Origin of the sequence: Flavobacterium sp. (genome assembly GCF_027483985.1) — a bacterium.
GTDB lineage: Bacteria > Bacteroidota > Bacteroidia > Flavobacteriales > Flavobacteriaceae > Flavobacterium.
The window spans coordinates 22,380-35,093 of the sequence record NZ_JAIXTJ010000004.1 but is presented as its reverse complement, the minus strand read 5'-3'; the positions used below and the strand labels follow the sequence as shown (position 1 = coordinate 35,093).

9 protein-coding genes, 1 tRNA gene and 1 pseudogene are annotated in these 12,714 nt (G+C 33.6%); 3 read left to right on the top strand and 8 right to left on the bottom strand.

Going from position 1 to position 12,714, the window contains the following annotated elements:
• From Q0050_RS00320 to Q0050_RS00310, 3 genes and pseudogenes are all read right to left on the bottom strand, one after another.
• Window positions 1–3,233, bottom strand: a pseudogene (locus Q0050_RS00320) (hypothetical protein); the annotation flags it as partial.
• 119 nt (window positions 3,234–3,352) lie between these two features.
• Window positions 3,353–3,434: transfer RNA gene (locus Q0050_RS00315), tRNA-Tyr, on the bottom strand.
• A 154-nt stretch (window positions 3,435–3,588) separates the two neighbouring features.
• On the bottom strand, window positions 3,589–4,743 hold the full coding sequence (locus tag Q0050_RS00310) for a TlpA disulfide reductase family protein (protein ID WP_298391544.1): 1,155 nt from the start codon (window positions 4,741–4,743) through the stop codon (window positions 3,589–3,591).
• A 160-nt stretch (window positions 4,744–4,903) separates the two neighbouring features.
• Between Q0050_RS00310 and Q0050_RS00305 the strand changes: the two genes are divergently transcribed.
• The gene (locus Q0050_RS00305) at window positions 4,904–6,868 is read left to right on the top strand and encodes an endonuclease (protein ID WP_298391542.1); all 1,965 of its coding nucleotides are present in this window, start codon (window positions 4,904–4,906) and stop codon (window positions 6,866–6,868) included.
• Window positions 6,869–6,910: 42 nt separating this feature from the next.
• Complete coding sequence (locus Q0050_RS00300; protein WP_298391540.1) at window positions 6,911–7,369, top strand: RNA methyltransferase; 459 nt, start codon at window positions 6,911–6,913, stop codon at window positions 7,367–7,369.
• Between the two features lie 146 nt (window positions 7,370–7,515).
• Here Q0050_RS00300 and Q0050_RS00295 read toward each other — a convergent pair whose 3' ends face one another.
• Window positions 7,516–8,007, bottom strand: a complete 492-nt coding sequence (locus tag Q0050_RS00295) for a thermonuclease family protein (protein WP_298391538.1) — start codon at window positions 8,005–8,007, stop codon at window positions 7,516–7,518.
• 89 nt (window positions 8,008–8,096) lie between these two features.
• On the opposite strand from Q0050_RS00295, the gene Q0050_RS00290 reads away from it, so the two are divergent.
• Complete coding sequence (locus Q0050_RS00290; RefSeq protein ID WP_298391536.1) at window positions 8,097–8,900, top strand: hypothetical protein; 804 nt, start codon at window positions 8,097–8,099, stop codon at window positions 8,898–8,900.
• Window positions 8,901–10,088: 1,188 nt separating this feature from the next.
• Here Q0050_RS00290 and Q0050_RS00285 read toward each other — a convergent pair.
• From Q0050_RS00285 to Q0050_RS00270, 4 genes are all read right to left on the bottom strand, one after another.
• Window positions 10,089–11,231: a hypothetical protein gene (locus tag Q0050_RS00285; protein WP_298391534.1), complete on the bottom strand. Its 1,143-nt coding sequence runs from the start codon at window positions 11,229–11,231 to the stop codon at window positions 10,089–10,091.
• A gap of 109 nt (window positions 11,232–11,340) precedes the next feature.
• Window positions 11,341–11,511, bottom strand: coding sequence for a hypothetical protein (locus tag Q0050_RS00280; protein ID WP_298391532.1), 171 nt, complete (start codon window positions 11,509–11,511; stop codon window positions 11,341–11,343).
• Window positions 11,512–11,571: 60 nt separating this feature from the next.
• The gene (locus tag Q0050_RS00275) at window positions 11,572–12,111 is read right to left on the bottom strand and encodes a hypothetical protein (protein WP_298391530.1); all 540 of its coding nucleotides are present in this window, start codon (window positions 12,109–12,111) and stop codon (window positions 11,572–11,574) included.
• 99 nt (window positions 12,112–12,210) lie between these two features.
• A complete protein-coding gene (locus Q0050_RS00270) occupies window positions 12,211–12,660 on the bottom strand; it encodes a hypothetical protein (RefSeq protein ID WP_298391529.1) in 450 nt (149 codons plus the stop codon).
• Window positions 12,661–12,714: the final 54 nt, after the last annotated feature.

Below are 12,714 nucleotides of genomic sequence, written 5' to 3'. Positions count from 1 at the left end.
ACAACGCTTGTTAAATTAAATACAGCTTCTGTAATGGTTGCACTTGGATTACTATCACACAAATGATAATCAGTAACCGTACCTGAAACAGGCTTTGGTGTAACAATTAATTGGAAACTCGTATACGAAGAACACGCTGGGGCTAATGGGTCAAAAACACGAACGTGAATGGTTTGCGGACTGATAATATTACAATAAGAAGTCGTTTTATTTATCGCATTAAATCCCGTTTGTGCATCAGTGGAAGTTAAATGATAAGTAATCTGGACCGGTTGAGTCGAAATCTCTGCATCTTTTGTAGACAAAACAAACAAACAACTCTCGCCATCATTGTTCTCATCACATACTACATAATTACTCGGAGAGGTAATCGTTGGACTTCCAATTACAGTGATTTGTACTGAAGTTGGTCCTGCACATTGTCCCGGATTTGGTGTGAAAGTATACGTGGTGGTGGTTGTATTATTCAAGGCAGGCGACCAAGATCCTGAAATTCCATTTTGTGAAAGTACCGGTAAAGGACTTATTGAAGAACCTGAACATATTGTCGTTGGAAAGTTAAAAGTTGGCGTTGTAGGTGTCGTAATAATGGTTATTGTCATTGTAGTACTGTTAGCACACTGGTTGACATTTGGCGTAAAAGTATAGGTCGTTGTAGCTGTATTATTTAATGCAGGTGACCAAGTTCCTGTTATCCCGTTGGTTGATGTTGTTGGTAATGGTGCAATTGGTGTGCCACTACAAACCGGAGCTACTTGATTAAAAGTAGGCGTTGTTTTTGGATTTACGGTAATAGTTAATGTCTGATTTGTAGCACATTGACCAGCTGTCGGAACAAAAGTATATGTAGTTGTAGTAGTGTTATTCAAAGCTGGTGACCAACTTCCTGTTATGCCATTTAGCGAAGTAGTCGGTAACGGAGTCAAGGCATCACCATCACAAATTGGACCAACAGCAGCAAAGGTTGGTGTTATATTCGGGGTCACATTTATAGTAAGTGTGGCCGTCGTTGCGCATTGTCCTGTAGCAGGTGTAAAGGTATAGGTTGTTGTTGCAGTGTTATTTAAGGCTGGTGTCCAGCTTCCTGTAATTCCATTGTTAGATGTGGTTGGAAGGGCACTCAAAGTTCCACCAGAACAAATCGTAGCAACCGGATTAAATGTTGGAGTTACAGCCGTAGTAACATTTATGGTCAGTGTTGCAGTAGAAGCACATTGATTGTTAATAGGTGTAAAAGTATAAGTAGTTGTTGCTGTGTTATCAAGTGCAGGTGACCACGTACCAGTAACACCATTAGTAGAAGTTGTTGGTAAAGGACTAATGGTAGCACCCGAACATACCGTTGGAACAGCATTGAATGTTGGAACAATTAACGGATTAACAGTTACATTCAAAGTAGTGGTTGTAGCACATTGTCCAGTATTTGGTGTAAACGTGTAGGTTCCACTTGAAGTATTACTTACCGCCGGCGACCACGAACCTGTAATTCCATTGGTAGATGTTGTTGGTAAAGTAGGAGCAGCGGTGCCAAAACAAATAGGTGTAATTGGATTAAATGTCGGAGTAACCGGATTGACAACACTTACATTTAAAACTTGATTAGACGCACAAGGGAAAAGGGTAGAATTCGGAGTAAAAGTATACGTTCCACTTGTAGTATTACTTATGGTTGAAGGACTCCAAGTACCACTAATTCCATTGGGCGAAGTAGTTGCTAAAGTTGGAACTGCAGCACCGATACAAATTGGCGGAATGGCTGCAAAATTGGGTGCAGTTATTGATGGACATGCTGTATTACAAGTAGTAGTCATTGGAGAAACACATGAAACTCCATTGGCTGTCAATGTAAAAGTTACTGAAGTACCCGGAGCTAATCCTGTAACTGTAAAATTTGAAGGTGCTACCCAAGTTCCTGTTATTGGCGCACCGCCAGCAATAGAATAAGAATAGGTAAAATTGGTTTGACCAACATTGCTAAAATCAAAATTCAAAGACGTTGGTGTGGTATTGGGACTTGCAAAATCGCAAAATAAATTTAAAGATGGACCTGTATTAGCAATAACCACATTAATAGGAACTCTATCACTCTCACATCCAGCAACGGTTTGGCTCACATAATAGGTAGTCGTACCCAAAGTGGTAGTCGATGGAGTAGGTGCAACCAAAGAAGCAGTTCCTCCTGTAGCATTAGTTCCATACCAATTCAAAATTCCTCCTGCAGAGGGAACAGCCGTAAGCGGAATCGCTGATGCATTTTGACAATAATTTACCGGACTAGTTACCGTTGGAGTTGCAACGGTTGTAAAATTAATGGTTAGGGTAGAACTTCTTGTTAAACTACAAACGTTGGTTCCAGTAAGTGTCAAAACAACACTAGTTCCGGGCGTATTGGCTGGTATAGTATAACTGGTAACCAAATTTGAGGCATTCGAAAAAGTTCCTACAGGTGCAGACCAAAGTGTACTTACATGTCCTTGTGCAGTTCCATTCAAATTTATTGTAGATCCTTTACACGCCGTGATTGTAGGTCCAGCATTAGTAAAAAAGGGTGGAATTGGTGCACTACATCCTGTGTTTGCATAACTAGCAACACCTGCTGGAGTAAAATTTACAGTTGCTCCGTCGTTATCTGCAGTGGTTCCTCCAGAAGTCCCTGATGAATTAATTAATTGACTGCGCTCATAAGATACAGTATCAGAACAAGCTCCGAAGGACATGGTAAGGGTTCTAACACCAGGAATGACATTATAATTTGCAAAATGTCCTCCAATATTAGCACCATTATCTTGAAAAATCATATAAATGGTGGTAGTTAAAGCTCCGAAGGAATTAAATGCAGTATTAATATTATAACTTGATACTAAAATTACTGTTGCATTAGCCGGTAAAACACCACCAGTAGGCTCAAGTATTTGACCACAATTACCAGCTGCCGTAATACTGGCATTTAAAGCAGCAACTTTAGAAGCTGTCGTTGCATTTTGAACTAAGCCAAGCCACGGATTATTAGGCCAAGTTACATTTAAATTGCTAACATTGATGTTGGCCGCTCCAACCCTGAATCTAACCATTTCGTTAAATCCTTCCTCATTTGTGGGGTTGTTGGGAGAACAAGCGTCTACTAAAATACTTTCAATTTCAAAGCATTGAGAAAAACTTTGATTTGGTTTTAAAAGTGATACGACTGTAAAAAGAAATACGTAAATATACTTTGTAGAATTTTTAAACATCATTTTGTGATAAATTTTGAAGCAAAAATAATGATTTTAATTGTACTGAAAGTTGATTACAAGTAAATTATCACAGCATAAAACAAAAAAAATCCCAAGAAACTCTTGAGATTTTTATTTTGTGGGGAGAGTAGGATTCGAACCTACGAAGACGTAGTCAGCAGATTTACAGTCTGCCCTCGTTGGCCGCTTGAGTATCTCCCCATTCGCTTAACTAGGATGCAAATATAGGAACACTTTTAAACTTTCCAAATATATTTTTTAAATAATTTTATCTTATTTTTTAATCTTTTGGTAATGAATAAAATAAAAAAATCTCCACATGGAGATTTTTTTATTTTACAGGAAAGTTAACGAATTACTGAGCCAAAAGTTCTTGTACTTTAGCTTTCAATTCGGCACCTCTCAAGTCTTTTGCAACAATATTTCCTTTTGAATTCAAAATGAAAGTAGTTGGTATTTGTTGAATGTCATACATCTTTGCAATAGGATCTTCAAAACCTTTTAAGTTAGATACTTGATTCCAAGTTAATTTATCTTTTGCGATGGCTTCTTTCCATTTTGCAGCGTCATCGTCTAACGATACACCGATGATGTTTAAACCTTTAGAATGAAATTCATTATACAAAGCAACCACATTCGGATTTTCTTTTCTACAAGGTGCACACCAAGAAGCCCAAAAATCGATGATAGTTACTTTACCCAACGATTCTTTTAGCGTAATAGTTTTTCCTTCTGGATTTTTTGCAGAAAATTCTGGAGCCAAATTTAATGTGTTAAGTTTTTCAGCAGCAGCTGGATTTTTCATATTCTTTTCGATTGCTTTCAATTTGGTTGCAATGGCTTTTCCTTTAACCGTATTCTTCAATTCAACATCTAAATTTTCAAAAGTTTTCTTTACTTTTTTGAAATCAAAGTCTTGTGAATTAAATAAACGTTCAACCAATAACAAGGAAATATAAGAATTTGTATTTTGTTCTGGATAAACATTCATATAGTCATCCAACTCTTTTTGAATTTTAACATAGCCACTTTTCAAACTCTCAATAGCCATATTGTCTTTCTTTTGTTGCGCTTCCATCAACTTTTGGATGTTCTTGTTTTGATATTCAACCAATCTTTTTTGAATGCTATTGCTTTTATCGTTGAATTCTTGAAAAGAATCATTACTATCGGTTCCGCTAATTTTTGATTTCCAAATACTGTCTTTATCAACTTTAACTACAATCTCACCACTCTCCATAATGAAAGGTACGGGTTGTTGTATGTCTTTAATGTATAGAGCAAACATGCTAGGTTCTTTTACTTTTCCTTTAAATTCAAATTTACCGTCTTGAACTTTAACAGAATCAACATTCAATACAATACCCATATCGTTCTGAGTCTTCAAAGAAATCATTTTACCATTAGGCAAGCCCTTAGCTTCTCCAGTAATTAAGAATTCTCCTTTTTTTACTTTACTACAACTTAATATTGTCAGTGATAAGGCAATTAAAAAAACTATTTTTTTCATTTTATATTTTAAATTAAAATTTTTTGCAAAAGTATTTAAAATAAAAATAGTTTCCCTCATTTTTATAATATGTTTTAGAAATGCTTTTTTTGCTTTTTATTAATCAATTAACATAGTTTGAAGATTTAAATAGTAATTTTGTATTTAAAACTTGTGCCTGATGATTAAAAAAATACTTTTAGTAGTTGCCTTCTTGTTTGCTGCTACTTCTTATGCTCAAATTGTTATCAACGAGCTCGACTGCGACACACCAAGCACTGATGATAAAGAATTCATCGAATTAAAATCGGCAACTCCTTTTTTTGCGCTCGATGGCTATGTTTTAGTATTATACAATGGCACTGGATCACAAATTAATTTGAGCTATTACGTAATTGATTTAGATGGTTTCGCAACTGATATCAATGGTATTTTTGTGGTTGGGAATCAATTAGTGTCTCCAGTTCCTGATAAGTTTTTACCCGAAAGTATTTTTCAAAATGGTCCTGATGGTGTAGCACTTTATTTAGGTAGTTCTTCCGATTTTCCTAATAATACATTGGCCACAGCTACCAATTTGGTTAGCGCAATCGTTTACGGGACAAATGATCCTGATGCAACAAGTTTAATGTCTATTTTAGGAGTTACAACCCAATTAAACGAAAGCAGTGGCGTTGGCGGAAGTACTGTTAATTCAATTCAAAGAAAAAATGACGGTACGTACGAAAGTAAAACACCAACACCTGGAGCAAACAATGATGGAAGTGGTTTCATTTATAACGGAATTACAATCGCAGTTTCAACAAATAGTACCACTGAAGTTGGAACGTTTAATGTAACTTTTACCACACAAACCAATGTAACATCCGATTTGAATTTTTCTTTCACTTTAGATAATGGTTCGTTTATTACAGCAGATTTCACAGGCAACACTTCGGTTTTCATTCCAACAGGTTCTAATAGTTTTGTAACAACAATTACACTTGTTAATGATGCATTGGATGAAGGCGATGAATTAGCTAAAGTAAAATTCGGAACGCTTCCGGCACAATACAATAGATTGAACGATGAAATCGAAGTTAGAATTATTGACAATGATTTTTATACCTTGCCTTTTGGAACACCACTAAATCCGACTTTCGGTAATGTCTCAAGTACAGCACCAGCCGGTTATTATGCTACTCTTGAAGGACTTGCTGGAGCGGCTTTAAAACAAGGATTACAAGATATTATTGCTAATCCCAATATGGTGCGAGCACATAGCTATGGCGATATTACTGATATTTTAAAAACAGCAGATCAAAATCCATTGAATAGCAATCAAGTGTGGTTGATGTACAAAGAAGTACCCAAAGCCAAATTTGATTTTCAAACTTCAAGTAACAACGCTGGTAAATGGAATAGAGAACATATTTATCCGCAGTCTCGTGGTGGCTTTACCGATGGTACTTCTGAACTTGCCGATGGAATAAATGTTTGGTTACCAACAAATGCAAATGATATTCTAGCAGGTCACGCCGATGCACACCATATTCGTGCAGAAGATGGACCTGAAAACAGTATCAGAAATAATAAAGATTATGGTTTGACAGGTTACAATGGACCTAGCGGAAATCAAAATTCTTGGAAGGGTGATGTCGCTCGTTCTGTTTTTTATATGGCAATAAGATACAACCAGCTTAGTGTAGTAAATGGCGATATTGCTGATACAACAGTAGGTCAATTGGGTGATTTAGCAACTTTGTTAAACTGGAACACCTTAGATCCTAGAGATGATTTTGAAATGAATAGAAATAATTACATCTACACGTGGCAAGTAAATAGAAATCCATTTATTGATTATCCTAATTTAGCCGATTATATTTGGGGCGGAAACACTGGGCAACAATGGTTTTCAACGCTTTCAAATGCAAGTTTTGAAGATAGTCAAGTGCTGCTATATCCAAATCCCAGCAAAGGTTTTGTAACAATTTCAGGTATTGAACAGGAATATACCATTGAAGTTTACAATAATGTTGGCTCTAAAATAGTGGATTCAAAATTTACTGGTACTAGTCAAATTCTAACCAATTGGGCTAGCGGAATTTATATTGCAAAAATAACTTCTGATTCTAAAACGATAATTAAGAAAATCGTAGTACAGTAATTTTTGATAAACTTCAAAGAAAATTAAAGGTAGGCTTAAAATATGAATGATAATTTCATAAACGAATTTTTTGGAATAGGAATCCAAAACGGAAAAACTCCTGAAAACTTAGGTGTATTGTGGCGTTCCGCTCAAAATTTAGGGGCAAGTTTTATTTTTACAATCGGAAATAGGTATGCCAAACAAGCTTCTGATACGCACAACGCAGTGAAATCAATGCCCTATTTTCATTACGAAGATTTCGAAGACTTCTTCAAAAACTTACCAAAAGGTGCCCGACTTGTTGGTGTCGAACTTGATGATAATGCCGAAGACTTGGAAACGTTTCATCATCCAAGAAGATGTGTTTATTTATTAGGTGCTGAAGATAACGGCTTAAGTAAACAAGCTATCGAAAAATGTCATTTCGTAGTAAAGTTTAAATCACAAAAAAGTTTAAATGTTTCGGTTGCTGGTAGCATCGTTCTTTATGATAGAGGAATCAATAAGCCAAGATCTTAAAAAAAGAGATTTTTATTGGACTTACTATTTGCCGATACAATATTTGAAGGTTTTAGTATTTACAATAGTTGTCGAAGATTGGGCAACAAATAGCCATCAAAATGGTCTGAACATCAATAAATACAAGACAAATATAGACAAAATATTTAAAATTTGTTTACTATCGAATATAATCCTTTTGAACTGTTTTTAGCTTGTAAATTCCATTCTTGATACATTGGTAGCATTTCACAAAATACGTCATTATATGGCTTTGCATAGCCTTCTTTAATCATTATTTCGTTTAAAACTCTACCATCATTTAGAATTAGATAGCCTAAAAGTCTTCCGTATTTATCAACTAAATTATTTTGTTCCTGTACTAATGTGCAAACATCACCCAAATTAACTTGATCTTTTAAAAAGTTAAATGATAAATAACCAAGTTTGATTAGTAAAGCAGCTGGAACTTGTAATTCTATTTCGTCTTTTTTTATCTTGTTGCAGTAGTTTATTTCTGGTGCATCAATGCCATATAAACGAACTTCAAATTCTTTTTTTGATACAATATCTTCCAAAATTATTCCATCTCCATCAACAAATTTTACAATTTTGAGCAGACTTTTTGTAATGGTGGTTTCTTTAGCGTTTAATTGCATTATATTGCTTTATTTAAGTTGTTGTTTATCAGTTGATTATGATGTAAATTTAATAAAAAATATTGTATAATTGCTAAAACACACAACAAATGGCAAAACAAAAAGGACATATTAAATATGTTGGGACGTTAGGAGAAGTTCGTCACTTCAAAATTAAAGGTAATGAAGGTTACTTTGCAGGTCTAAAAGGTGGTCCAACTGCCGAGCAAGTAAAAACTGCACCAGGCTTTATTCGTACTCGTGAAAATATGTCCGAGTTTGCAGCTTGTGCTAATGCTGGTAAATCAGTGAGAATTGGTTTGTCTGCTTTAATGAAACAAATGACAGATAGTCAATTTACAGGAAGACTAACTGCTATTATGAAAAAAATAAATATTGAGGATGGTTCAGAGGCAAGAGGGCAAAGAGCTGTTTTGGTTTCGCAACAACCACAATATTTAAAAGGTTTAGATTTCAATAGAAATATTTCCTTCAATGGCATTTTTTCTGCTCCGTTTACTTTATCGGCTAACGTAGACAGAAACGAAAGTACTTTAAGTGTTCCGGCATTTAATCCTTTGAACTTTTTAAATATTCCATCAGGTGCAACACATTTCAGAATTATCAATGCTTTATCAGTAATCTCGGATTTTGTTTTCAATCCTGCAACTGGAGCTTATGAGCCAGCAGAACCATTGTTAAATGAAACTTCAAACATTTCATATTCCGCTTATACTCCTGTTGATGCTGTAACTTCTTTAATTGATGTAGTTGCAACTTTACCAGGTGCTCCAACGATAACAACTAATGTTTCTGTTTTGGGTAGTATCGGAATTGAATTTTATCAGCAAGTAGGAGTGAACTACTATTTATTTAATGCAGGTAATGCAATGAAAATTCAAGAAGTGTTCTAAAAAAGACCATCAGTTTGTAAAGTTTACTACTTTAAAACCAATTACCCTTTCGAAAGAGAGGGTTTTTTGTTTTGCATCAATTTGTCTATAATGGCGACTTATATAGGGCTAATGGTGCAAACAAGTGCGGAATATCTATCTATTGAGAGAAAAAGAATAAATCGTTTTTTTATCCAAAGAAAAAATCCAAGTATGCCCTTAACTTTCCATTCAAAAATCAACATTCGGATAAGACTTCAACTTGAGCTGTTTTTTTTAGAAAGAATGCTTACCGCATAACGTCAATCAGAGTGGAGGTTTTGTGGCATTCTTTCTGAAAAAAATTGCATCCTATGGGGTTTGGGGAAATGGAAGATTTCCCCAACTGAACTTACCTAGTGCGATGGCAGTAGCGAAACAAGTGTGTAGTTTTTTATTTGCTTATCGGAATGTTGATTTATAATTTGTGGTTCTGGCAAATGAAAAACTATACTCTTGTGGGCAAATTTGATTTTTGAGGATGCCTTATTGTTCCTTCGAAATGAGGTTTTTCAATTTTATCAAAATGTTATTCGGAAATGTTATGGCATCTTCAAAAAACAATGAAAACTCTTTCCTAGTGCGCTGGCAGAAGCTCGAAGTAAGGGTATTCTTTTTTATTTGCTTATTGGGTTGTTCTGATTGGTTTTCTTGGCTGCTTGATGCCTGCACGTAAATAGAAAGATAAAACTTGAATGTTACTACAATTAATGTTTTGAAAACGCTAGGTATCAAGCAGACGGAAAGCCAATGACTTGGGGTTTTGTGGCAAATAAAAAAGAATACTCTTACTGGCACTATTGGGATTGTGGGTATAGAAAATTGCTTTAACCAAAAAAAAAATAAACACTTAAAGCAATTTTTATACTTACAATGTCAATATGAAAATACTTCCTATTTCTTTTTATGCGGTTCGATTGTCTGCGTCAGTTTGGTTTCGGAAGAAGTTATGCGGAAAGATAAATGTTGTATTTAACGTAAACGTGATGCGGAGGTTTACAATTGCTAGTAACGGCTGGCTTTGCGTCTGTTGGGGATTTAAGAGCAGCGTACTTTCTGCTTTGTTGATTAGTTCAAAAACAAGATTTAACGTCTATTTACCACAACTGCCCCAATAGCGCAAAACCACCGTTACTAGCAGTTGTTTCTATTAAGTACTACTTTTTTAGGTTAAAATCTGTAATAGTTGTTGGGTTGTTTTGGTTTATGGAATTCTTCTCTGTCGTTATCATTTAATAATTCATCTTCTTTATTTGTAAACGGATCGAACCAATCGGCTTTTTCGTTTGCCCATTTTATCCAGTCTTTTAGTTCTTCTGTGAGGTTATTTTCTTGGATTGCTTTTTGTTCTGTTGCTGCTATATAGTTTCTGTATATTGTTGCTTTATCGAATTTCTCAGCATCAGAAAATAACTTTTTGGTTTTGATTTTTTCTTGTTCTTTTCTTGCTTTAAAATCTTCTTCAATTTTTCGCTGACGTTCGTATTCGATGTGCCAAAGTTCTCTTTCAATAGCTTTCCGTTTTTCTTCAATAGCTTGTAATTCCAATTTGGCAATTATGTTTGGAATTTTATCTTCTAATTTACTTGTGTCAGTATCTGTCCAATCTTTTGCAGGGTAAACATATAAACTAAGGGATAAAATATTTGAAGGATAAAGTTCTGTTGAGTCATAATATGTGCCTTTGACAATTTTTCTTTTTAATCTTTCTCTTAGACCAATACCCATCTCAATATTGTCAATTACTATTTTGGTTCCTTCTTTTACAGTTATTTTATGACCTCTTTTTTGTAATGCTTTTATAAAAACATCCATAAATAGTAATGCTCTTTTTACACTTGGTGGTGCTACAGTAATATTGAGAATGCCGGTGGAAGTATTTAAAAGTCCTTTTATATTATGCTGATAAGAAGGTTCTTTTGTTTTTAGGTCGTTTTTAGCATCAATAATTAACTGATGTGGTCTTGTTAATTTTTCTGGAAATACAATAGTTTCTTTTAGAACGTTTTGTAATTCTTTGGTTAGATGATTTAATTCGTTTCCTTCTCCATTTATAATTGTTTCAGAATTGTCTCTAAATTTTAAAGTTATTGAGGTTTCTACTGTATTGTTTACTGGTAGTTTTTCTTTGCTTACCTTTTTGTTGTATTGAATTTTTTGCCAATAGCCATTTTTTGGTAATGGTACGTCTAGTTTTTTGCAAACTTTTCTTAAGCCATTATCAGAGAGGTTGTATTTCTTTGCTAATTTAGATAATGGATTTTCCCAAACTAAATCGTAAAGTTCTTGTCTTGTGAGTATTGTATTTTCCATCAGCTACTTAATTTAAATAAGTACTAAATTAAATAATTAAAATAAATCAAAAAAAAATCGGCTTAGAGATTTCTAAACCGATTGTTATTTATGTTATAACTATTGTATCTTAAATAGGAAGTGATTTTAATTCACTAAGTGTTTTCTTTGCTAATTCTATCTTATCAGTAAATAGTTCTTTACCTTTAAGAGAAGCAGCAACAGTAGCAATCTTTTCTTTTGTCTTAGCAGACATAGAAATAACCTTAGAAGCTTTTACAGTTGTTTTTGTAGTTTCCATAATTGTCTGTGTATTAGTATTTAATTAAATAACAAGTACTTAATGTTTTGCAAAGTTATATTATTTTTTCTTATAAACCAAAATATCATCGTATTCGTGTTTTGGTATGTATTGTACAAACGTATTTGCTTTACTTTTATTACGTCCAAAGAAGATATAATCTACACTTAATTCTTCAAAGTTTTTATCCACATAATATCTATATGTTTTAATTCGTCTTTGATAGTTTTTACAATGTTCTATACATTTCTTTTTGCAAGTAGGTAAACAATCATTTATAAACTCATCGTGACTATCACTACCACTTACAAGAATTACAGCATCTTCGTTTATTGCAAAAAACAAAGGTACTGTACTTAATACTGTATTGAATACTATGTATATATCTCCATTATTACTATTTACATCATCAACTATTGTGCCTAATGCTTCATCATAATCGCCAAAGCCTAAATTATATACTGTTCTTCCTCCCATATTTGCTACAGGAGTATATTCAATAGCTTTGATTATTGTTTTTTCTCCTACACTTTCAAATAAGTATTGGGTTTTTATTTCTTCAGCTGTTTGTTCTGTATTGTATATTGGTAAATTATTCAATGCGTGTACTTTTAAATTCTTAGTTTGTAAACCTAATTAATTTTCTTAATAAAAAAAAGTATTCTGATTTAGGTTGTAATTTAAAATGAAATAAAAAAATTAATCTTCCCAATCAAAGTAATCGTATTCAATATTTAATTTTCGGCATATTTTATCACTATAAACTTCACCTATATTTCCATTTGGAAGTTTAGCTTTGACTAATTTACCGAAATTAACTTCGCCTTCGTTAGTATATTCTCTAGTTTCATTGATCCAATTTGTCCAATCAATTTCGACTTTTCCATTCACAACTTGAAACAAAACTCTTTTTGGAAACACATCAAATTCTTGTATTACACCGCTATCAAAATCTCTTTCAATATGATGATTATGATAAATTAATTTAATCGTAGATTGATTATCCTTTAAATTGATTAATTCAAAAAATTTTGTAAGTGCTTCTTCTCTTCTAAATCTAATTGGTAGTGAGAAATTGTTAAAGATAAAATCATCCAAAGAAATCATTTGATTATGTTGAACCGAGTAATAGCTTTTTTCTAATGACATATTTATATTTTTTTTATTAAAATTTAAACTATAGCACTTTTTTTTTGGAGAAAT